This window comes from Halopseudomonas sp. (assembly GCF_036960865.1).
Lineage (GTDB): Bacteria > Pseudomonadota > Gammaproteobacteria > Pseudomonadales > Pseudomonadaceae > Halopseudomonas.
The window spans coordinates 304,477-325,614 of record NZ_JBALWE010000002.1; the positions used below are offsets into that span (position 1 = coordinate 304,477).

Here is a 21,138-nt window from a genome sequence, read left to right on the forward strand (position 1 = left end):
CAGGTTTCTCCTGATCTGGTACTCCACCCTGTGGTCATGGCTCCAGCCGCGTTCCATGACATTGACGTAGGGACTCTATGCAGCTTCCAGGCACGACACTGCTGGTGATTGACGACGATGATCACGTTCGGCAGAGCATCTCAGCGCATTTGGAACGTGGTGGTTACGATGTCCTGCAGGCCAGCGATGCCAGCGATGGGCTCGCCATGTTTACGGCCCAGCGTCCGGCGCTGGTGCTCTGTGATCTGCATCTGGGCAACAGCCGCGGGTTTGAGGTAGTTCGTCAGATTACTGAAAGCGATCCGGACACCTCGGTGATAGTCGTCTCCGCAGACGGCGTGATGGCCGATGTGGTTGAGGCCTTGCGTCTGGGCGCCAGCGATTATCTGATCAAGCCTCTCGAAGATCTGATGGTGCTGGAGCACGCGGTGCGCCGTTCGCTGGATCGTTCTCGGCTGCGCATTGAGAACCAGCGTATTCGCGAGCGCCTCGAGCGCGCCAACCGCGAACTGGAGAACCACCTCAAGGAACTGCGTGATGACCAGGCGGCCGGTCATCAGGTGCAGCTCAACATGCTCCCCGCTACGCCCTGGAGCAGCGGCGAGTACCGTTTTGAGCACCGGTTGATTCCGTCGCTGTACCTCTCCGGCGATTTCGTCGATTACTTCCGTGTTTCTGATAGCCAGTTGGCGTTCTATCTGGCTGATGTGTCGGGCCACGGCTCGTCCTCGGCGTTCGTTACGGTGCTACTCAAGTTCATGACCACCCGGTTGATGTATGAGCAGCGCAAGGCCGATAATGTCGCGCGCATCGAGTTCAAGCCGTCGGATGTGTTAGGCCACATCAACCGCAGTCTGATCAGTTGCAAGCTCGGCAAGCACGTGACCATGCTGGGCGGGGTGATTGATGAGCAGAAACAGACGCTGACCTACAGTATTGGCGGGCACCTGCCGCTGCCGATCATGTTTACCGGCGGTGAAGCGCATTACCTGCAGGGCAAGGGACGGCCGGTCGGGCTGTTCGAAGATGCTGAGTATCACAACGAGGTAATCGAGTTGCCGGAGCAATTCAGTCTGGCTTTATGCTCGGATGGCGTGTTGGATTGCCTGTCAGGGACTACCCTGAAAGAGAAGGAAGCGCGTTTGCCGCAGCTATTTGCTGAATCCAATGGTGAATTGCGCGGCCTGTTGGCTGGTCTGGGGCTCGATCCCAACAAGACCATGCCGGATGACATTTCCGTTTTGGTGTTAGGCAGGAACGCAGAATGATGACTACTGGCAAGATCCAGTTTGCGGAATCGCAGGGCACCTTTGTACTCAAGTTCATCGGTGACGTCAGGCTGACGTTGTGTGCGGCACTGGACGCCTATATCGAAAAAATCTTCAGTGTGCTGAGTTTTGAGTCGATCGTCATTGATCTGACTGAAACAGAAGGCATAGACAGTACTTCTCTGGGCTTGCTGGCGAAGCTATCGATCTTGTCCAAGCAGAAGGTGGGTTTTTTACCTACGCTGGTCTCCAATCACGACGATATGAATCGCCTGTTGCAGAGCATGGGTTTTGATCAGGTGTTCAATATCGTGCCGGAAACCACCCCGACCTGCGCTGAATTGCAGGATTTGCCGGGGCAGATGCTGTCCGAAGACAAGGTGAAGAAAAAGGTGCTGGAAGCGCATCATATTCTGATGCAGTTGAATGACAGCAACCGCGAGGCCTTCCGTGACCTCGTCAGCGCCCTGGAGTCAGACGCCTGACCGTGCAGCCCGCGCCTTAATCAGTTTCTCCAGTTTCAGTTGATCTGCCGCAAAGGCGCGTATGCCCTCGGCGAGCTTCTCTGTGGCCATCGCGTCCTCGTTGTGCTGCCAGCGGAAACGCTCTTCGTTAAGCACCTCGCGTTCATCGCTGGAGCCGCTGCTCAGCAGCGGCGAGACGCTCAGTGCGCCTTGCTCGTCCTTCAGGCTTTGCAGCAGCGCAGGGCTGATGGTCAGGCGGTCGCAACCGGTCAATGCTTCGATCTGGCCGAGGTTGCGGAAGCTCGCGCCCATTACCACTGTGTTATACAGGTGCTGTTTGTAATAACGATAGATGCGCGCAACCGACTGAACGCCCGGATCATCCTCCCCACTGTAATCACGCCCTTCCTGCTTTTTATACCAGTCGTAAATGCGCCCAACGAAGGGCGAAATCAGGAACACACCGGCATCAGCACAGGCCTTGGCCTGGGCGAAGGAAAACAGCAGCGTGAGATTACACTGGATACCTTCGCGCTCCAGCTCAGCTGCCGCCTGAATGCCTTCCCAGGTTGAGGCGATTTTGATCAGCACGCGATCGCGAGTCACGCCGGCGCGCTCATAGCGCTCAATCAGCTCAACGGCCTTTTTCAGCGTGGCAGGGCGATCAAACGACAGGCGTGCATCCACTTCGGTGGAAATGCGGCCAGGAATCAACTTGATGATCTCGTTGCCTACTGCGACCGCAAAGCGGTCGCAAGCTTCGGTGATCGGGTCGACGCTGGTGGCTGACTCAGCAATAACCCGATCCAGCAGGGGGCTGTAGCTGTCTTGCTCAGCGGCTTTGAGCAGCAACGAAGGGTTGGTGGTGGCGTCTACTGGTTGCAGGTTGCGAATGGCGTCTATGTCGCCAGTGTCGGCGACGATCAGTGTGTGTTGCTTGAGGCTTTGCAGTTTTGAACTCATGGCATCCCATCGGCGTAAAGGGTATGCCCTGACCTTACCTCATGCGGGTTCAGGCCCGCAATCGCGTGGCTGCAGGCGCAGCTCCATCTCACTCATCAACTGGTCGTACAGCGCCAGTGGTCGATCCGTCTTGTGGATCGCAGTGCTCAGCTGGCGGCGGAAGTGGCGAGCCCCCGGCAAGCCCTGGAACAATCCCAGCATGTGCCGGGTGACGTGATGCATGACGCCACCTTGTTCAATGTGGCGGGCGATGTAAGGACGCATCTGCGCCATCACATCCAGTCTCGACAGGGGCGGGGTGGTGTCGTGGTAAAAACGCTGGTCGACCTCGGCCATCATGTAGGGGTTGTGGTAGGCCTCGCGGCCGACCATGACGCCATCGAGGGCCTGCAAGTGCTGTTGCATAACGTCCAGGTCGGTAAGCCCGCCGTTGAGCAGGATTTCCAGCTGGGGAAAGTCGCGCTTGAGCTGGTGCACTACCTCGTACTTCAGCGGCGGAATATCGCGGTTTTCCTTGGGTGAGAGGCCCTCAAGAATCGCGATGCGCGCGTGCACGGCAAAGGTGGTGCAGCCAGCCTCGTGCACCTGACCGACGAAGTCGCAAAGCTGGGCATAGCTGTCTCGCCCGTTGATGCCGATACGGTGTTTGACCGTAACCGGTATGGTGCAAGCGTCGCGCATCGCCTTCACGCCCTCGGCAACCAGCTCGGGGTGGGCCATCAGACAGGCGCCGATCAGGTTGTTCTGTACGCGGTCGCTTGGGCAACCCACATTCAGGTTCACCTCGGCGAAACCGGCCGCTTCGGCAAGCGCTGCACATTGCGCCAGCTCGCTCGCGTTGCTGCCGCCCAGTTGCAGGGCCAGTGGTTGTTCTTGGGCGTTGTAGCCCAAGAAACGCTGGCGATCACCATGCAACACTGCGCCGGTGGTGACCATTTCGGTGTATAGCACCGCTCGGCGGGTAATCAGGCGCGCAAAGTAGCGGTAGTGACGATCCGTCCAATCCATCATCGGCGCGACGGAGAAGCGGCGTGATAGGGCGGATGAGTTGTTCAAGGAAGCATGCGACATGGCGTTTGGTGGAGGCGTAAACGTTGTACTGGGTGGGGGAGTTTATCAGTAATTGATGTCGCTCCGCCTGTTTCTTGCTTATCCAGCGCATGCGGGGTGCCGCGCAGCGCCAGGGTGCTGCGCGCTCAGAAAACAGTGGCCGCGCCTCGGCGCGGCAGGTTTATTTGGGAAACAGGGCCACTACCTGGAAGCGGAGACCCAAGCCCTCGGGACCGTTATCGGCGCTTTTTACCCAGTAGCGCAGGCCGCCGCCGAAGCTGAAAGGGTGACCGCCGATGGGGAGAACCTTGCTGATGATGGCGTTGATCGGTACTGAGCTGTCGTGATTTTCCCAATCGATGCTGCTTTCCGAGTTCAATGTGTAGCTCACGGCGTTTGGCGTTGTGTAGCTCATGAAGGGTTGCAGAAAGGTAGTACTGATGTCGCTACGATCATCGTCACCAGCGAAGTCTACGAGGTGGTTGAACAGGCCGCCGTATGTCCAGGGTCCCTGCTGGCGCAAGACCACACCGGTCGGGCCGACACCCCATTTGTCCGCTGTGAGTTCATCTTCGGAGCCGGTAGGCAGCAGAAAGGCCGGCCCCACCCCCCCAGATCCAGCCGCTGGCTGTGGGTTCTTTGGGCGAAAAGAACAGACTCTGCACGACATCCCCGGTGCCGCTCTGGCTACCTGCGCCGGGAGCCACGTCGCTTTGGCTGATGATGGGCACAATGGTGCGCGACACCAGGTTCCAGTCTTCGCTGATCGAGATGGGCACGACGGGTTGAATATTCAGTGTAGAGCGATGGCCGTCGTCGTCCGGACCGATATTCTGATCGTAGTTGTACTGAAACGGCACGCTGATGAGAGCTGCAACAGGGTTGGACAGTGATTTTGCGAGATCGGCGCTGCTTTGATCTGCCAGCACAGCATAACTCGTGCTTAAAGCGGGTAAGGCAAGCGCGATGGCGGTGCAGGTCCTGGCGTGGTGGAGGCGAGTCATGGGGCTATTGTCCTGTAAACGTGAAAGCAGCCGGCGGTGAAATCCAGTTTTTCCGTGCGCTTTCAGAGTTTAGTCCAGCCTTGGGCGTAGACAAGCCGAACGGCTCTGTACCGCAGATCAGAACCCATCGAGTGGGGAGGGTATCGGATCGGGCGTGAACGCCCAGCTGTTATTCACCCGGTTGATGGGCTGTGTATCATGCCGCTGCGGATTGCTTCCGAGGGCAGAGGTGTTAGTTCAGACTGCTTCTCAATGCTATTGATGATCGACGGATGTTGCCTGTTAGCCCCGTGCCGCGTCGGCACCCAGGTCTTGGGTAACGCGTTTCAGACCAAAAATAAAAGGTAGCTTTCATGCAGCAGTCCCAGCAAGCCAAGAACGCGTGGCGGGTTCTCTTCCTGCTCTTCCTCGCCAATATGTTCAACTTCTTTGATCGCACCATTCCGGCGATCATCATCGAACCCTTGCGTCTGGAGTGGGATCTCAGCGACTTTCAGCTGGGTCTCGGTGGCACCGTGTTCACCGTGGTGTACGCGTTGGCGGGCATCCAGCTGGGGCGCATGGCGGATATAGGCTCGCGGCGCAAGATCATGGGCTGGGGTCTGGTTGCCTGGAGTGGTTTCACGGCGATGACCGGCGCAGCCTGGAATTTCTGGAGCTTCCTGCTGATTCGCATGGGCGTGGGTATTGGTGAGGCCAGTTACGCTCCCGCCGCCAACTCGCTACTTGGTGACCTGTTTCCGGCGCACAAGCGTGCCCGGGCGATGGGTATTTTCATGCTTGGCTTGCCGCTGGGCCTGCTGCTGGCATTCTTTACCGTGGGGGCCATGGTCGAGGCGTTCGACAGCTGGCGCGCACCTTTTTATATCGCCGCATTGCCGGGCCTGGTGCTTGCGGTATTTATCTTTTTCATCCGGGAGCCGGCACGGGGCGCTGCGGAAACCGTCCGTACCAGCAGCGCTCCGGTAGCCAATCCGATCCGCAAGATTTTTGCCGTGCGCACCTTCTGGTGGCTGACCATGGCAGGTCTGGCCTACAACTTTGCCTCCTACGCTTGTAACACCTTCATGGTGCCCATGCTGCAGCGCTACTTCGATATGCCGCTACAGCAAGCGGCGGTAGCCACCGGTGTGATCGTTGGCGTGACAGGGCTGTTTGGTCTGACCTTGGGCGGCTGGGTGGCCGACAAGGTGCATCAGCGCTGGGCAACTGGCCGTCTCTGGTTTGGCGCGATCAGCATGCTGATTTCTGCCTTGGCAACGGGATACGCGTTAATGGCCGGTGAGATTGCGATCGGCGTGTTCGTTGGGGTTTTTGCCTTCGGCTGGCTGTTTTCATACAACTACTTCACCAGCGTGTATACCGCTATCCAGGATGTAATCGAACCGCGCCTGCGGGCGACGGCGGTAGCGCTGTTCTTCGCGGGTCTGTATCTGTTCGGCGGCGGCATGGGACCGCTGGTGGTGGGCTTGCTGTCCGATCACTTCGCCGAGGCAGCACGGGTTGCTGCGGGTGCCGCCGAGATGAACGAAGCGTTCAAGGCGCAAGGGCTGCACGACGCCATGTTGCTGATCCCGGTAGCCCTGCTGCTGGCGATGGCGGCGCTGATTGTCGCGTCACGCAGCTTTGTTGCTGATCGGCAGAAGATGGAAGCCACCATGGCCAGCGATGCACAACAGCTGGATGACGATGATGCCGCCGCGCTTGGCGCAGCCGCATCTGCCTGAAGGCACGAGCCGGGCGACGCAGCAGGTTGCCCGGTGATTGTGCTATGTGCGAGGGTGCGTGTGGCGCTCTAGGTGATCTGCGGCTTAACCGGCAGCGCGCGTAACAGGTTGTCGATTTTGGTCAGGGTTTCCTGGTATTCGGCATCGACGTCTGAGTCCGCCACTATGCCGCCGCCGCCCCAGCAATAGACTTGCCGGTTGGTGCAGACCAGGCTGCGAATGGCGATGTTGAAATCCATTTGCCCTTCGCAGCCGATATAGCCGACGCCGCCGCAATACAGGCTGCGGCGCACCGGTTCGAGCTCTTCGATGATCTGCATCGCACGGATCTTGGGCGCCCCGGTAATGGAGCCGCCAGGAAATGCGGTGCGCAGCAATTCGATCGCATCGCAGTCCGCTCGCAGCGTGCCGGTCACGCTGCTGACCAGGTGATGTACGTTGGGATAACTCTCCAGGCTGAACAGCTCCGGCACCCGAATACTGCCCGGCACACAGCTGCGGCCAAGGTCGTTGCGTAGCAGATCGACGATCATCAAATTCTCCGCTCGATCCTTCAGACAGTGCTGCAGCTCGCTGGCCAATGCCTGATCTTCTCCCAGCGTCTTGCCCCGAGCACGGGTGCCCTTGATCGGCCGGGCTTCTACCTGCCCGCCATGGACCTGCAGAAAGCGCTCCGGCGAGAGACTGAGCAGGCTGGCGTCGGGCGTTTCCATGTAGGCGGAGAAGGGGGTTGGGCTCGCGCTGCGCAGTAACCGGTAGGCCTCAAGCGGGTCACCCGTGTAGCCGCTGGAGAAACGCTGAGCCAGGTTTATCTGGTAACAGTCGCCGGCTTGAATGTACTGCTGGATTTGCGCAAAGGCCTGCGCGTACTGTGCTTTGCTTTGCTCGGCACGAAAGGGCGCTTTGAGCGTAAATTCTGCGGTGGTCGAATGCGCCTGCTGCAGCGCAAGGAGCACGCTGACGCGCTCGGCGTCAGGCAGGCTTGGGTGGCACACCAGCCAGCAGCGTTGCTGCAGGTGATCGCTCACCAGGCTCCATAGGTAGATACCCAGCTGAATACTGGGCAGGGCGATGTCGTCGGCCGCGAGACTGGGTAGTGCTTCCAGTTCGCGCGCCAGATCATAACTGAGGTAACCCAGTGCGCCGGAGCCAAAGGGCAAGGCCTGGCCTGCTGGCCACTGAGCTGGGCCCAGGGCCTGCAGTCGAGAGCGAACTTCGCTGAGTGCGTCGGGTGTGGTGTTGCTGGAAATCACCGCTGATGGCGCCGCAGCGAGCACGCTGTAACGGCCCAGGTGCGAGCGGTTGTCTGCCGAGTCGAGCAGTACCGGCTGGCCAAGCCCGCGCAGGCTGGTCAGCCGCGGTAGCGGATCAGCCTGGTAGCTTACTTCGGTTAACTGGTATTCAGGCATGGCCGGACGAGCCTGACCTCACGCGGTGGCAGGGTCGGGCTGTGGCTCGGAGGGTTCGGCGCTGGCGGGCATACCGAAATGCAGCTGCGAAAAGGCCACGCGCTCTTCTGCGGTTTCGGTTTTGCCGGCCTTCTTCAAGGCGGCCAGATGATGCTCGACCTTATGGCAACGGGCGGTCAGTCCTGCATCGTTGGCGATCTGGATGTTCAGGCCGGGGCGTGCATTGAGCTCGAGAATCAGCGGGCCCTGATCCTGATCAAGCACCAGGTCCACGCCGATATAACCCAGCCCGGACAGCTCGTAGCACGAAGCAGCCAGGTTCATGAAGCCGTTCCAGTCAGGCAGTTGCACGCCGTCTACCGGGTTGGTGGTATCCGGGTGCTTGCTGATGATCTTGTTCAGCCAGGTGCCCTTGAGCGTCACGCCGGAGGCCAAATCGACGCCAACCCCAATCGCACCCTGATGCAGGTTCGCCTTGCCGCCAGACTGCCGGGTGGGCAGGCGCAGCATGGCCATCACCGGATAGCCCATTAGGCAAATGATGCGAATGTCCGGCACACCTTCGTAACTGATGCTTTTGAAGATCTGATCGGGGGTTACCCGGTATTCGATCAGGACACGGTCCCGGTGACCACCCAGCGAATACAGACCGGAAAGAATGCTGGAGATGTGGTGGCCAATCTCGTCGCGGCTGATGATCTTGCCGGACACGGTCTTGAACATGCCCTCAAAGCGGTCGGCAATCACGATGATGCCGTCACCGCCGGCACCCTGCGCCGGCTTGATGACGAAGTCACGGTAATTGGCGACGATGCCGTCAAAGGTATCGAAGTCTTTTTCGGTTTCAATCACGCCATACATTTCCGGCACGTGAATGCCGGCGGCCATGGCGCGTTCCTTGGTCAGGATCTTGTCATCCACTACCGGGTACAAATGGCGCTTGTTGTACTTGAGCACATAGTCCGCGTTGCGGCGGTTGATGCCCATGACACCATTGGCTGCCAGTGCCTTCCAGGTTTTCCACAGAAACATGTCGACTCCTCAGCCTTTGGTGAGCGCCTTGAAGCGCACCAGTTCGGTCAGACGGTAGCCACGGTAGCGGCCCATGGCGAGCATGAAGCCAACCAGAATCAGCAGCACGGCGGGGAAGGTGAAGACGAAGTAAGTCAGCTCCGGAATCGTCATCAGCAGGTGCGCCAACGTCGCGGCGATCAGTGTGCCCAGGGCGGTTTTCAGCGACTGAATACCGCCGCGCTCTTCCCAGGTGATCGACAGGCGTTCAATGGTCATGGTCAGAATCACCATCGGGAACAGCGAGACGGCCAGGGCCTTCTCCATGCCGAGTTTGTGACTGAACAGGCTGATGGCAGCGATGACCAGCACTACGAAGGTCAGCACCACTGACAGGCGAGGCAGCATCTGTAACTTGAGGTGCTCAAGATAAGAACGCAGGGATAAACCCAAGGCGGTAATCAGGGTAAAGAGTGCGATACCCCAACCAACCTCGGTTTCACGGAACGCCAGGGCAATCAGCACCGGGGTAAACGTCCCCAGGGTCTGCATGCCGATCAGGTTACGCAGAATCAGGATCACCAATACGCCGATCGGGATCATGATCATCACCTGATAAACCCGCTGTGCCTGCAATGGCAGGCCATACAGCGAATAGTCGAGCAGCGCGGAGGCGCGGTTCTCGGTGGTCAGCTTGGCCAAGCGCAGGGCGTTCATTTCGCTGTTGGTAACGGTCAGTGAAACGCTGCTCTGGCGACCACCTTCCATGGCCAGCAGCGGTTCTGCACCTGTCCACCACACCAAGCGGTTGTCAGGCATACCTTGTTGCCCGGTTTCCGGATGGAAGTACAGCCAGCGCTCGCCGTTGTAGCTGCGCAGCCAAAGTTCCGGACTTTGTGCTTCGGTGTTTTCCAGGCGAATGGTGTGAACCATTTCCAGTGGGATACGTGCGTTGGACAGCAGCAAGTCAATTACTCGCGCCTTGTCCATCGGGCTAGTGCCGCCATTGAGCAGCAGCTTGACGTTGTCATCGGTGATGTCGTTGACGCGGCGAATGGTTTCGCTGATGAAGGTTTCGATGTCGGCCGAATGCTGGCGGATCGGGTTGATCAGCGCATCGGCTGCGATCTGCTCGGGGCCTTCCAACGGGATTGGCTGGCGTGGCGGCGGCGGGGCGGCGGCGAGCTGTTCTTCGCTGTAGCGCTGGGTCAGAACCAGGCGGTAGTAAAGTGTCTGGGTACCACTGGCGCGACGCGATGACCAGGTAACGCGGCGGTTGCCGTTTTGGCTGTTGACGCTGACGCCATAATTGTTGGAGATGAAGCTTTCGTTGAGGCTGACGTAGTCCTGGTTCAACGGGGGAATATAAAACTGCGCCTTGATTGGGGTGCCTGGGGTGGCTCTGAATTCAACCTTGGCATCCAGGCTCCAGATATCATCGGTTTCGTCTTCGGTAACCGGAATGTCCAGAAAATAGATTTGGTATCCAGTGATAAGGACACCCAGGCTTACGAGCACGGCGATCAGGATTTTCAGGTGCAGATTTATTGATTGCATAGTTTTCTCAACGTCTATTTTAAGTCGGCGTTGCCCTGAAACGCTGGCAGCAGGCTCGGCACGCTGGCGGCATCTTAGCATGACCCTGCGCCTCCTCGTAGAGGCTTGGTACAGGTTCTGTGGAGCCGGCAATGCGCTTATGGTGGCTACGGATTGTCGACAATCAGATGATTTTGGCCTGCCCAGATCATATTAGCTTGAGCTATTAGCAGCATAGACCAGTAATCGGTCTGTGCATTGTTGACAATAAGTGCATTACGGGCGCAAAATTCGCGAACTTTCCGATTCTCGATTATGGATTGTCTACAATTGGCTGATATCGAACTGGAAGAACCGACCAAAACCCTGTCTGATGGTGCTTTCCGCCAGATTCAGGCTGCTATCGTCAAGGGCGATATCGCCCCTGGCACGCGTATCAGCGAACAATACCTCTCTACCACTTTTGGTATCGGCCGTGGCCCGTTACGCGAAGCGATTCGCCGCCTAGAAGGTCGCCGTCTGGTGGTGCGCATCCCGCATGCCGGCGTACGTGTGGTGTCGCTCAGCTACGCCGAGCTGATCGAGCTGTACCACGTGCGCGAAGCGCTGGAAGGTATGGCCTGCCGGTTGGCGGCGCAGAACATGACCGAAGAGGAAATACAGGGCCTGCGTGACGTGCTGGCTATGCACGAGCAGCACAGCGGCTTGAAGGCAAACAAATCCTACTATCAGCAGGAAGGCGATCTGGATATTCACTATCTGATCGTGCAGGGCAGCAAGAATCGCACCTTGAGCAATATGCTCTGCGATGAGCTGTATCACCTGGTGCGTATGTACCGTTACCGTTTTTCTACCACGCCAAAACGGCCGCAACAGGCCTTTGCCGAGCACCATAATCTTATTCAAGCCATTGCCGATCGCGATGGCGAGCTGGCGGAAATGCTGATGCGCCGCCATATCAGTGCCTCACGTCGCAATATTGAGCGTCGTCTGCAGGAGCAGGGCGAGGCCACCACTTCCTCAGGAGGGAAAGTCTGATGTCGAACACCCCAGGTAAACGTTTTCGTGATGCACTGGCTGCCGAAAGTCCGCTGCAGGTTATTGGTGCGATCAATGCTAACCACGCGCTGCTGGCCAAGCGAGCCGGCTTTAAGGCCATTTACCTGTCGGGTGGCGGTGTGGCTGCCGGCTCGCTCGGCTTGCCGGATCTGGGTATCAATACTCTGGAGGACGTGTTGATCGACGTACGCCGTATTACCGATGTCTGCGATCTGCCACTGCTGGTGGACATCGACACCGGCTTTGGCCCCAGCGCATTCAATATCGAGCGCACGGTCAAGAGCCTGATCAAGGCCGGCGCTGCCGCCGCGCATATTGAAGATCAGGTCGGCGCCAAGCGCTGTGGCCACCGCCCCGGTAAGGAGATCGTCTCGACCGAAGAGATGGTAAATCGCATCAAGGCGGCCGTGGATGCCAAGACCGATCCCGATTTCTTCCTGATTGCGCGTACCGACGCCATTCAGGCAGAAGGCGTGGATGCCGCCATTGAGCGCTGCAAGGCCTACGTCGAGGCGGGTGCCGACGGCATCTTCGCCGAGGCCGCCAACGATCTGCCGACCTACGAGCGCTTCGTCAAGGAGCTGAGTGTGCCGGTACTGGCCAACATCACCGAGTTTGGCGCCACGCCGCTGTTTACCCGCGAGGAACTGGCCTCGGTTGGCGTGGCCATTCAGCTGTATCCGCTGTCGGCGTTCCGCGCCGCCAACAAGGCAGCAGAGAATGTGTACACCAGCATCCGCAATGAAGGCCACCAGAAAGCCGTGGTCGACAGCATGCAAACCCGCGCCGAGCTCTACGATCGTATTGGCTATCACGATTTCGAGCAGAAGCTGGACGCGCTCTTCGCCGCCGGCAAGAAGTAATTCATCAGGCAGCGCTGCAGTGGCGGCGTTGTTATGCAGGCGCAGGCGATAGAGCCTGCGCAACAAGACAAGAATGATCCGAGAGGAGACCTGATAATGAGCGCCACCCCCCAGAATCCGAACCCAACCTTCAAGCCGAAAAAATCCGTTGCCCTGAGCGGCACCGCCGCCGGTAATACTGCGCTGTGCACTGTCGGCCGTAGCGGCAACGATCTGCACTACCGCGGCTACGATATTCTGGATATCGCCAACACCTGCGAGTTTGAAGAGATTGCCCATCTGCTGGTGCACGGCAAGTTGCCGACCGTCGCGGAGTTGGCTTCTTACAAGGCCAAATTGCGCGCACTGCGCGGCCTGCCGGCTGCACTCAAGGCGTCCCTCGAGCAATTGCCGCCGTCTGCCCACCCGATGGACGTAATGCGCACCGGTGTGTCTGTGCTGGGCTGTGTATCGCCTGAGAAGGATGATCACAACCATCCTGGCGCCCGCGACATTGCCGACAAGCTGATGGCCTCTTTCGGTTCCATGCTGTTGTACTGGTACCACTTCAGCCACAACGGCAAGCGTATTGATGTGGAAACCGATGACGACTCCATTGGCGGCCACTTCCTGCATCTGCTGCACGGTGAGGCGCCGCGCGAATCCTGGGTGCGTGCCATGCACACCAGTCTGATTCTGTACGCGGAGCACGAATTCAATGCCTCTACCTTTACCAGTCGGGTGATTGCCGGCACGGGTTCGGATATGCACTCGTGCATTGCTGGCGGCATCGGCGCCTTGCGCGGGCCCAAGCATGGCGGCGCCAACGAGGTGGCCTTCGAGATTCAGAAGCGCTACGACACTCCGGACGAGGCCGAAGCCGACATCCGCGCCCGCGTCGAGAAGAAGGAAGTGGTCATCGGCTTTGGTCACCCGGTTTACACTGTCTCTGACCCGCGCAACAAGGTGATCAAGGATGTGGCTCGTGAGCTCTCGGCAGAGCAGAGCAATACCAAGATGTACGACATCGCCGAGCGCCTGGAAAGCGTGATGTGGGAAATCAAGAAAATGTTCCCCAACCTCGACTGGTTCAGTGCGGTGAGCTATCACATGATGGGTATTCCCACTGCGATGTTCACGCCGCTGTTTGTGATTGCGCGCACCGCCGGCTGGTCCAGCCACGTTATCGAGCAGCGCATCGACGGCAAGATCATTCGCCCCAGCGCCAACTATGTGGGCCCTGAAGACGTGGCCTTTGTGCCGCTCAAGGATCGCAAGTAATGAACAGCCAATACCGCAAATCATTGCCGGGCACGGCGCTGGACTACTTTGATACACGTGAAGCGGTTGACTCAATCAAGCCGGGTGCCTGGGCCAAGCTGCCTTACACCTCGCGTGTGCTGGCCGAGCAGCTGGTGCGCCGCTGCGCACCGGAAGACCTGACGGCGTCACTCAAGCAGCTGATCGAGCGTCAGCGCACGCTGGACTTCCCCTGGTATCCGGCGCGCGTGGTCTGTCACGACATCCTCGGGCAGACCGCACTGGTCGACCTGGCCGGGCTGCGCGATATCATCGCCGAGCAGGGCGGTGATCCAAGCAAGGTCAATCCGGTAGTGCCGACCCAACTGATCGTCGATCATTCGCTGGCGGTGGAGCACCCCGGTTTTGAGGAAAACGCCTTCGAGAAAAACCGTGCGGTAGAAGACCGCCGCAACGAAGATCGCTTTCATTTCATCAACTGGACCAAGACCGCGTTCGATAACGTGGATGTTATTCCGCCGGGCAACGGCATCATGCACCAGATCAACCTGGAAAAGATGTCGCCGGTGGTGCAGGTACGTGACGGGGTGGCCTTCCCCGATACCTGTGTGGGTACTGACAGTCATACCCCCATGGTCGATGCCCTGGGCGTGATCTCCGTGGGCGTGGGCGGGCTGGAAGCGGAGAACGTGATGCTCGGCAATCCGTCCATGATGCGCCTGCCCGATATCGTCGGCGTAGAACTGACTGGCAAGCTGAAGCCGGGTATCACCGGTACCGATCTGGTGCTGGCGCTGACCGAGTTTTTGCGTCGTGAGCGGGTGGTAGGGGCTTATCTGGAATTCTTCGGTGACGGCGCTAACAGCCTCTCACTGGGCGATCGCGCGACCATTGCCAACATGACGCCAGAATACGGCGCCAGCGCAGGCATGTTCTTTATCGACGAGCAGACCATTGAATACCTCAAGCTGACTGGTCGCGAAGACGAGCAGGTTGCCTTGGTCGAGCAGTATGCCAAGGAAGCAGGTTTCTGGGCGGATACCCTACAGGAGGTCGACTACGAGCGCGTGCTGAGCTTTGACCTGTCCACGGTTACCCGCAACATGGCCGGCCCCTCCAACCCGCATGCCTTGCTGCCGGTCTCCGAGCTGGGCAATCGCGGCATCGCTCGGGCGTGGGAAAGCGAAGAAGGTTTGATGCCCGATGGCGCGGTGATTATTGCCGCCATTACCAGCTGCACCAATACCTCCAATCCACGCAATATCATTGGTGCGGGTCTGCTGGCGCGCAACGCCAACCGTCTGGGGCTGATCCGCAAGCCCTGGGTGAAAAGCTCGCTGGCGCCGGGCTCGAAAACCGTGAAGATGTATCTTGAAGAGTCTGGTCTTCTGCCCGAACTGCAGCAGCTCGGTTTTGATGTGGTGGCCTTTGCCTGTACTACCTGCAACGGCATGTCTGGCGCGCTGGACCCGGTGATTCAGAAGGAAGTGATCGAGCGCGATCTGTACGCCACGGCAGTGCTCTCGGGTAACCGCAATTTCGACGGCCGCATTCACCCCTATGCCAAGCAGGCATTCCTGGCTTCGCCGCCCCTGGTAGTGGCCTATGCGATTGCCGGTACCATCCGTTTCGATATCGAGAAAGACATGCTGGGCTACGACCAGCAGGGCAATCCTATTACCCTGAAAGATATCTGGCCGGCGGATGAAGAGATCGACGCTATCGTAAAATCGGCGGTCAAGCCCTCGCAGTTCCGCGAGGTCTACATCCCGATGTTCGATATCACCCGCGAGACCGAGGCAAAAACGCCACCGCTGTATGACTGGCGCCCGCAAAGTACCTATATTCGCCGTCCGCCATACTGGGAAGGCAATATGGCCGGTCAGCGTGCGATGAAGGGGATGCGACCGCTGGCGATCCTGCCGGATAACATCACCACCGATCACCTGTCGCCCTCCAACGCCATTTTGCTGGACAGCGCTGCCGGCGAGTATTTGCACAAGATGGGTCTGCCGGAAGAGGACTTCAACTCCTACGCCACCCACCGCGGCGATCACCTTACGGCGCAGCGCGCTACCCTGGCTAACCCCAAGCTGTGGAACGAGATGGTCACCGACGAGCTGGGCAAACCAATCCAGGGCTCGCTGTCGCGGGTCGAGCCTGAAGGCAAGGTGATGCGCATGTGGGAGGCGATTGAAACCTACATGGAGCGCAAGCAGCCGCTGATCATCATTGCCGGTGCCGACTATGGCCAGGGCTCATCCCGTGACTGGGCGGCCAAGGGCGTGGCGCTGGCAGGGGTCGAGGTGATTGTTGCCGAAGGCTTCGAGCGCATTCACCGCACCAACCTGATCGGCATGGGTGTGATGCCGCTGCAGTTTGAAGAGGGTACTACACGCAAGACGCTGGGGCTGACTGGTACGGAAATCTTCGACGTGGAAGGCACCCCGGCACCGCGCACCCCGCTGACCCTGGTGATCACCCATCAGAACGGCAAGGTCGACCGCGTACCGGTGCTCTGCCGCCTGGACACCGCCGAAGAGCTTTCGGTCTACTCCAGCGGCGGCATCCTGCAAAAATTCGCCAAGGACCTGTTGGCCGAAGCGGTATAAACAAAAGCCCCGGTCAAGCCGGGGCTTTTTTAAATTCCAGGTTTGGTTCTAGGTAAACGAGCAAAGAGCTCAAATGTTATGCACGGACCCCAAGTCCCCGTCTACGCGGGCGAGTAGCACAGGACTGTCGGGATAAAGCCCGAGGACTGTCTGAGCGAAGCGAGTTCCGCAGGGCCCCGGCAGTCCGAGCAACGCAGCGAACCCGCAGGGCCGCGTAGTTGGGGTGTCCTAGGGGGTGTTGGGGGAAATGGGCAAGCATTTCCCCCAACTCGCCATAAAGGCGAAATGAATAATCAGCCACCTGCGAGATGCCCAGCAGCATGCGCTCGGTGGCGTCTGGTCTAGCATATCGAAGCGATATCCACCTGTTTCAGGAGTAAGCAAATGTCCACCGCCCCCCAGATCCGCATCCCCGCCACCTACCTGCGCGGCGGCACCAGCAAAGGCGTCTTCTTCCGCCTGCAAGATCTGCCCGAATCCTGTCAGGTTCCAGGTCAGTCCCGCGACAAGCTCTTCATGCGCGTGATCGGCAGCCCCGATTCCTACAGCGCACATATCGATGGCATGGGCGGCGCCACCTCCAGCACCAGCAAGTGTGTGATTCTGTCGGCCAGCAGCCAGCCGGACCACGACGTTGACTATCTCTACGGCCAAGTTTCGATCGACAGCGCCTTTGTCGACTGGAGTGGCAACTGCGGCAACCTCTCAACCGGTGCTGGCGCCTTTGCCATCCACGCCGGCCTGGTGGATCAATCGCGCATTCCGGAAAACGGAGTATGTGTCGTGCGTATCTGGCAGGCCAATATCCAGAAAACCATCATCGCTCACGTGCCGATCACCAACGGGCAGGTACAGGAAACCGGTGATTTCGAGCTGGATGGTGTGACCTTCCCGGCGGCTGAAATCGTGCTGGAGTTTCTTGATCCCTCGGATGAGGGGGAGCAGGGTGGCTCGATGTTCCCCACCGGTAATCTGGTCGACGAACTGGAGGTGCCCGGCGTGGGTACGCTCAAGGCGACCATGATCACCGCAGGCATCCCCACGGTGTTCGTCAACGCCGAAGATATAGGCTATCAGGGCACCGAGCTGCGCGAAGACATCAACAGTGATCAGGTGCAGCTTGCTCGTTTCGAGCAGATTCGCATTGCAGGCGCGCTGCGTATGGGATTGATCAGCACGCCTGAAGAAGCCGTCAAGCGACAGCATACGCCCAAGATCGCCTTCGTCTCGGCGCCCAAGAGCTACAAGGCATCCAGTGGCAGGGCGATCAACGCGGCCGATGTCGACCTTTTGGTCCGCGCGCTGTCCATGGGCAAGCTGCATCACGCCATGATGGGCACCTGCGCGGTCGCCATCGGCACTGCGGCGGCCATTCCGGGCACTTTGGTCAACCTGGCCGCAGGTGGTGGCGAGCGCACGGCGGTGACCTTCGGCCACCCCTCAGGGGCGCTGCGGGTAGGCGCCGAAGCGCAGCAGGTGGCCGGTGAATGGCAGGTGACCAAGGCCATCATGAGTCGCAGTGCACGTATCCTGATGGAAGGCTGGGTGCGGGTGCCGGCTGATTCCTTCTAGGCCGCCCCAGCGTTGTCTTCACAACCCGGCTGCGCGCCGGGTTGTTTGTGTTTGTCGTGGGTAACGCTTGGCTGAGGCTGATGGGCGTGGTGAATGGTCCATCGTTCAGGCGACAGCGTCCGCTGGCGCGGTGTTGGCAGCGTGCTAGGCTGGGTTTTTGTTTCTCACTCGATAGGGAATTCGTTATGAATCTGGACTTGTCAGGCAAGCGGGCACTGGTATGCGGTGCCAGCCAAGGGTTGGGCGAGGCTTGTGCGTTGCAGTTGGCGCTGCAGGGAGCTGAAGTGGTGCTGCTGGCGCGCTCTGCCGACAAGCTGCAGGCTCTCTGCTCGCGTCTGCCAGCAGAGCATGGTCAGGAGCACGGTTTTCTGGCGGTCGATGCGCATGATCGCGATACGCTGTCCGAGGTGGTCGGTTACGAGCTGGAGCAGGGCGGTGATCTGCACATCTGGGTTAACAACACCGGCGGTCCGGCACCGGGGCCAGCTAATACGGCAGACCCGCAAGCCTATGCCGATGCCTTTATGCAGCACATGGTCAGCGCGCAGGTGTTGCTACAGCTGCTATTGCCCGGCATGCGCGCGGCGGGTTATGGCCGCATCCTCAACGTACTCTCTACCTCGGTCAAGCAGGTGATCCCGAATCTGGGGGTCTCCAATACGGTGCGCGCGGCCATGGGTAACTGGGCCAAGACGCTAGCCGGAGAACTGGCGGCAGAGGGTATTACTGTCAATAACGTGCTGCCGGGTCTGACGCGCACCCCGCGTCTGGACAGCCTGATTGAGCATAGCGCGAAAGCCAGTGGCAAGAGCGTAGAGCAGGTTACCCAGGCAATGGCGGCCAGCATCCCGGCGCAACGCTTTGCCGAGCCGGAAGAGTTTGCCAATGCGGTAGGCTTTCTCGCATCGCCCGCTGCAGCCTACATCACCGGAATCAACCTGCCGGTCGATGGCGGCAAGACCGGTAACCTGTAACGCAAAACGCCCAGCGCGATGGCTGGGCGTTTCAGTTTGCCAGGCTCAGAATCAGTCGTGCAGATGAACGCAGGCGTGCAATGTGTTTTCAAGCAGGCAGGCGCGGGTCATCGGGCCAACACCGCCGGGTACCGGCGTAATCCAGCTGGCGCGCTCGGCTGCGGCGGTAAACTCCACGTCACCAACCAGGCGACCGTCTTCCATGCGGTTGATGCCCACATCCACCACGATGGCGCCCGGCTTGATCCACTCACCCTTCACCAGTCCCGGCTTGCCGGCGGCAACCACTACCAGATCCGAGCGGCGCACGTGGTCCTCGAGGCTCTTGGTAAAGCGGTGGGTAACCGTGGTGGTGCAACCAGCCAATAGCAGCTCCAGCGCCATCGGACGGCCAACAATGTTGGAGGCGCCCACAACCGTGGCATCCAGCCCGTACAGGTCTACGCCGGTGCTTTTCAGCAGGCGAATGATGCCCATGGGTGTGCAGGGGCGCAGTAGTGGCATCCGCTGGGCCAGGCGGCCGATGTTGTAGGGATGAAAGCCATCCACATCCTTGTCGGGGCGAATACGCTCCAGCAGTTGTGATGCTTCGAGGTGCGCGGGCAGCGGTAGTTGCACCAGAATGCCGTCAATCTCCGGATCTTCGTTCAGCGCGTCGATCAGGTCCAGCAGCTCATTCTGCTGGGTGCTGGCAGGCAAATCATGCGAGCGCGAGATAAAGCCGACTTCTTCGCAGTCTTTGCGCTTGTGGGAAACGTAGACCTGGGAGGCCGGATCACTGCCGACCAGAATGACGGCCAGACCCGGCAGGCGCAGTCCGCTGTCCCGGCGTTCGGCTACTTTGGTGGCGATGTCCTTGCGGAGGTTGGCAGCAATCTGCTTGCCATCAATGAGCTGGGCGTTCATGGGGTTCCTGACGCAGATAAAATTGGCGGCATTGTCGCACGGCGGGGGCTGCAGGCAAAAGGGCGATCACGATTCCGTCGTGCAATTGCAGTAAATGCCCAGCAGCGTTTGCGCGAATGCTGAGCTGATAAGCGTTAAGCTCCTCTTCTGATTAAAAAAAATCAGCTTCCGGCGTTGACGTGGAGCAGTGCTCTCAGTATTATTCGCCCCGCTTCACAAACACAGCGATACCGGTTTGGAAGGCGACCAGGCTCCCCCGAATGATCGTCACAAAAGATCAATCGGACATGCCGATGATGCTTCATCATCTAGTATGTGCAACAGGCGCCCGTAGCTCAGCTGGATAGAGCATCCGCCTTCTAAGCGGATGGTCGCAGGTTCGAGTCCTGCCGGGTGCGCCATTGCGCGAAGGTGTGGAGTAGTGTTGCAGTGAAGTGAGTAGTGGTGGGCGTAGCTCAGTTGGTAGAGCACAGGATTGTGACTCCTGTTGTCGTGGGTTCGATCCCCATCGTCCACCCCATTATTCTTCGAGAATGCCAGGCTGCCGGTCTGGCATTTTTGTTCCAGTGTTATGCGGACGTGGTGAAATTGGTAGACACACCAGATTTAGGTTCTGGCGCCGCGAGGTGTGGGAGTTCGAGTCTCCCCGTCCGCACCATCTAAATCAGCTACTCCATGGGGTGCTGGTAACGTGTCAGCAGGCCGGCTTGAATGATGTCAAGTCAGTGCCGGAGATCGCAAGAAGCCGCTCCCAAACAGCCGTCCACTGGCTGCTAAGCGCGGCTTTTTGCGTTTTTAGTGCTCGGCGCTGTTGCCGTGTTAGAGATGCTCGCCTTTTTAAATCTTCGGTATTTCTCGAGCCGCTGCTACTCTTCAAATGCTATGTGGTTGTCGTAAAGCTATATCGGCTTCCCTAGTCACTTGCTTAGTTTGTTGCTCAAGGCTATGGAGCAGTACTATCTTCAATAGTTGTGATGTCATTTTGATGTTCCGCTGCTTGTTTTGCGCAGACGAGGTGTTGCAGCGCTATGAAAATTTGGAATAGAGGCTTTACGCTTGCCGAGCTGATGATCTCGGTCGCCGTTTTGGGGTTGATCGTCGCGATTGCCTACCCGAATTATAGTGAGTATGTCGAGCGGGGGAAGGTGGCTACAGCTATGAGTGACATTACTAGCATATCAGCTGCAATAGAGAGGTTTTTGGCGGTTAACGGCCAGCTCCCCGAAAGCCTGGCGCAGCTGCGGGGCGCGCCTCTTCTCGATCCTTGGGAGAATCCATATCAGTACCTTAGCTTCGCTGGGTTAAAGGGAAAAGGGAAAATGCGCAAGGATAAAAGCTTGGTGCCAGTCAATTCTGATTATGATCTTTACAGTATGGGTAGGGATGGACGCTCTAGCGCACCTTTCACCGCTCGTGCGTCAAGGGATGATATTGTTCGTGCCAACGATGGCGGTTATATCGGTCCTGTGTCAGGGTATTAA

18 protein-coding genes and 3 tRNA genes are annotated in these 21,138 nt (G+C 58.9%); 13 read left to right on the top strand and 8 right to left on the bottom strand.

What is annotated here, in order from left to right:
- Positions 1 to 77: 77 nt before the first annotated feature.
- Together V7747_RS03890 and rssC are read left to right on the top strand one after the other, a co-directional pair.
- Positions 78 to 1,268 carry a SpoIIE family protein phosphatase gene (locus V7747_RS03890; RefSeq protein ID WP_335614739.1) on the top strand — a complete coding sequence of 397 codons (1,191 nt, stop codon included), beginning with the start codon at positions 78 to 80 and terminating at the stop codon, positions 1,266 to 1,268.
- Complete coding sequence (gene rssC, locus V7747_RS03895) at positions 1,268 to 1,753, top strand: anti-sigma factor antagonist RssC (protein WP_092288360.1); 486 nt, start codon at positions 1,268 to 1,270, stop codon at positions 1,751 to 1,753. Before V7747_RS03890 ends, rssC begins: the two co-directional genes overlap by 1 nt.
- Here rssC and tal read toward each other — a convergent pair.
- From tal to V7747_RS03915, 4 genes are all read right to left on the bottom strand, one after another.
- Positions 1,742 to 2,695, bottom strand: a complete 954-nt coding sequence (gene tal / locus V7747_RS03900) for a transaldolase (protein ID WP_335614740.1) — start codon at positions 2,693 to 2,695, stop codon at positions 1,742 to 1,744. The genes rssC and tal overlap by 12 nt on opposite strands.
- A gap of 39 nt (positions 2,696 to 2,734) precedes the next feature.
- Positions 2,735 to 3,766, bottom strand: a complete 1,032-nt coding sequence (gene dusA, locus V7747_RS03905) for a tRNA dihydrouridine(20/20a) synthase DusA (RefSeq protein ID WP_335614741.1) — start codon at positions 3,764 to 3,766, stop codon at positions 2,735 to 2,737.
- Between the two features lie 160 nt (positions 3,767 to 3,926).
- Positions 3,927 to 4,352, bottom strand: coding sequence for a hypothetical protein (locus V7747_RS03910; protein WP_335614742.1), 426 nt, complete (start codon positions 4,350 to 4,352; stop codon positions 3,927 to 3,929).
- On the bottom strand, positions 4,312 to 4,674 hold the full coding sequence (locus V7747_RS03915; RefSeq protein WP_335614743.1) for a hypothetical protein: 363 nt from the start codon (positions 4,672 to 4,674) through the stop codon (positions 4,312 to 4,314). The genes V7747_RS03910 and V7747_RS03915 overlap by 41 nt, the downstream gene beginning before the upstream one ends.
- Positions 4,675 to 5,102: 428 nt before the next feature.
- On the opposite strand from V7747_RS03915, the gene V7747_RS03920 reads away from it, so the two are divergent.
- Positions 5,103 to 6,476 carry a spinster family MFS transporter gene (locus V7747_RS03920; protein WP_335614744.1) on the top strand — a complete coding sequence of 458 codons (1,374 nt, stop codon included), beginning with the start codon at positions 5,103 to 5,105 and terminating at the stop codon, positions 6,474 to 6,476.
- 68 nt (positions 6,477 to 6,544) lie between these two features.
- On the opposite strand, the gene pabB is transcribed toward V7747_RS03920, so the two are convergent.
- The 3 genes from pabB to rloB are packed head-to-tail and all read right to left on the bottom strand — an operon-like array spanning position 6,545 to position 10,453.
- Positions 6,545 to 7,885 (bottom strand): aminodeoxychorismate synthase component I, encoded by a 1,341-nt coding sequence (pabB, locus tag V7747_RS03925; protein ID WP_335614745.1) that lies wholly within the window; start codon positions 7,883 to 7,885, stop codon positions 6,545 to 6,547.
- 18 nt (positions 7,886 to 7,903) lie between these two features.
- Positions 7,904 to 8,917 (bottom strand): alpha-L-glutamate ligase-like protein, encoded by a 1,014-nt coding sequence (locus V7747_RS03930; protein WP_335614746.1) that lies wholly within the window; start codon positions 8,915 to 8,917, stop codon positions 7,904 to 7,906.
- A gap of 9 nt (positions 8,918 to 8,926) precedes the next feature.
- Complete coding sequence (gene rloB, locus V7747_RS03935; RefSeq protein WP_335614747.1) at positions 8,927 to 10,453, bottom strand: osmotic stress tolerance membrane protein RloB; 1,527 nt, start codon at positions 10,451 to 10,453, stop codon at positions 8,927 to 8,929.
- A 309-nt stretch (positions 10,454 to 10,762) separates the two neighbouring features.
- Here rloB and V7747_RS03940 point away from each other — a divergent pair, with 309 nt between their 5' ends.
- From V7747_RS03940 to V7747_RS03965, 6 genes are all read left to right on the top strand, one after another.
- Positions 10,763 to 11,470 carry a GntR family transcriptional regulator gene (locus V7747_RS03940; RefSeq protein WP_442909175.1) on the top strand — a complete coding sequence of 236 codons (708 nt, stop codon included), beginning with the start codon at positions 10,763 to 10,765 and terminating at the stop codon, positions 11,468 to 11,470.
- The gene (gene prpB / locus V7747_RS03945) at positions 11,470 to 12,354 is read left to right on the top strand and encodes a methylisocitrate lyase (protein WP_335614749.1); all 885 of its coding nucleotides are present in this window, start codon (positions 11,470 to 11,472) and stop codon (positions 12,352 to 12,354) included. Before V7747_RS03940 ends, prpB begins: the two co-directional genes overlap by 1 nt.
- A 96-nt stretch (positions 12,355 to 12,450) precedes the next feature.
- Positions 12,451 to 13,614 carry a bifunctional 2-methylcitrate synthase/citrate synthase gene (gene prpC, locus V7747_RS03950; RefSeq protein ID WP_335614750.1) on the top strand — a complete coding sequence of 388 codons (1,164 nt, stop codon included), beginning with the start codon at positions 12,451 to 12,453 and terminating at the stop codon, positions 13,612 to 13,614.
- Positions 13,614 to 16,205 (top strand): Fe/S-dependent 2-methylisocitrate dehydratase AcnD, encoded by a 2,592-nt coding sequence (gene acnD, locus V7747_RS03955; RefSeq protein WP_335614751.1) that lies wholly within the window; start codon positions 13,614 to 13,616, stop codon positions 16,203 to 16,205. The genes prpC and acnD overlap by 1 nt, the downstream gene beginning before the upstream one ends.
- 384 nt (positions 16,206 to 16,589) lie before the next feature.
- Positions 16,590 to 17,777, top strand: a complete 1,188-nt coding sequence (gene prpF, locus V7747_RS03960) for a 2-methylaconitate cis-trans isomerase PrpF (protein ID WP_335614752.1) — start codon at positions 16,590 to 16,592, stop codon at positions 17,775 to 17,777.
- A gap of 185 nt (positions 17,778 to 17,962) precedes the next feature.
- Positions 17,963 to 18,751 carry an SDR family oxidoreductase gene (locus V7747_RS03965; protein ID WP_335614753.1) on the top strand — a complete coding sequence of 263 codons (789 nt, stop codon included), beginning with the start codon at positions 17,963 to 17,965 and terminating at the stop codon, positions 18,749 to 18,751.
- 51 nt (positions 18,752 to 18,802) lie between these two features.
- Here the strand turns inward: V7747_RS03965 and folD are convergent, their stop codons facing one another.
- Complete coding sequence (gene folD, locus V7747_RS03970) at positions 18,803 to 19,657, bottom strand: bifunctional methylenetetrahydrofolate dehydrogenase/methenyltetrahydrofolate cyclohydrolase FolD (protein WP_335614754.1); 855 nt, start codon at positions 19,655 to 19,657, stop codon at positions 18,803 to 18,805.
- A gap of 324 nt (positions 19,658 to 19,981) precedes the next feature.
- Between folD and V7747_RS03975 the strand changes: the two genes are divergently transcribed.
- The 4 genes from V7747_RS03975 (at position 19,982) to V7747_RS03990 (ending at position 21,138) form a co-directional block, all read left to right on the top strand.
- Positions 19,982 to 20,058: transfer RNA gene (locus V7747_RS03975), tRNA-Arg, on the top strand.
- Between the two features lie 43 nt (positions 20,059 to 20,101).
- A tRNA-His gene (locus V7747_RS03980) sits at positions 20,102 to 20,177 on the top strand.
- Positions 20,178 to 20,230: 53 nt separating this feature from the next.
- Positions 20,231 to 20,315: transfer RNA gene (locus tag V7747_RS03985), tRNA-Leu, on the top strand.
- Positions 20,316 to 20,685: 370 nt separating this feature from the next.
- Positions 20,686 to 21,138 (top strand): prepilin-type N-terminal cleavage/methylation domain-containing protein, encoded by a 453-nt coding sequence (locus tag V7747_RS03990; protein ID WP_335614755.1) that lies wholly within the window; start codon positions 20,686 to 20,688, stop codon positions 21,136 to 21,138.

Coding starts and splice junctions, on each gene's coding strand:
- V7747_RS03890 (WP_335614739.1), top strand. CDS start 78: ATGCAGCTTCCAGGCACGACACTGCTGGTGATTGACGACGATGATCAC.
- rssC (WP_092288360.1), top strand. CDS start 1,268: ATGACTACTGGCAAGATCCAGTTTGCGGAATCGCAGGGCACCTTTGTA.
- tal (WP_335614740.1), bottom strand. CDS start 2,695: ATGAGTTCAAAACTGCAAAGCCTCAAGCAACACACACTGATCGTCGCC.
- dusA (WP_335614741.1), bottom strand. CDS start 3,766: ATGTCGCATGCTTCCTTGAACAACTCATCCGCCCTATCACGCCGCTTC.
- V7747_RS03920 (WP_335614744.1), top strand. CDS start 5,103: ATGCAGCAGTCCCAGCAAGCCAAGAACGCGTGGCGGGTTCTCTTCCTG.
- pabB (WP_335614745.1), bottom strand. CDS start 7,885: ATGCCTGAATACCAGTTAACCGAAGTAAGCTACCAGGCTGATCCGCTA.
- V7747_RS03930 (WP_335614746.1), bottom strand. CDS start 8,917: ATGTTTCTGTGGAAAACCTGGAAGGCACTGGCAGCCAATGGTGTCATG.
- rloB (WP_335614747.1), bottom strand. CDS start 10,453: ATGCAATCAATAAATCTGCACCTGAAAATCCTGATCGCCGTGCTCGTA.
- prpB (WP_335614749.1), top strand. CDS start 11,470: ATGTCGAACACCCCAGGTAAACGTTTTCGTGATGCACTGGCTGCCGAA.
- prpC (WP_335614750.1), top strand. CDS start 12,451: ATGAGCGCCACCCCCCAGAATCCGAACCCAACCTTCAAGCCGAAAAAA.
- acnD (WP_335614751.1), top strand. CDS start 13,614: ATGAACAGCCAATACCGCAAATCATTGCCGGGCACGGCGCTGGACTAC.
- prpF (WP_335614752.1), top strand. CDS start 16,590: ATGTCCACCGCCCCCCAGATCCGCATCCCCGCCACCTACCTGCGCGGC.
- V7747_RS03965 (WP_335614753.1), top strand. CDS start 17,963: ATGAATCTGGACTTGTCAGGCAAGCGGGCACTGGTATGCGGTGCCAGC.
- folD (WP_335614754.1), bottom strand. CDS start 19,657: ATGAACGCCCAGCTCATTGATGGCAAGCAGATTGCTGCCAACCTCCGC.
- V7747_RS03990 (WP_335614755.1), top strand. CDS start 20,686: ATGAAAATTTGGAATAGAGGCTTTACGCTTGCCGAGCTGATGATCTCG.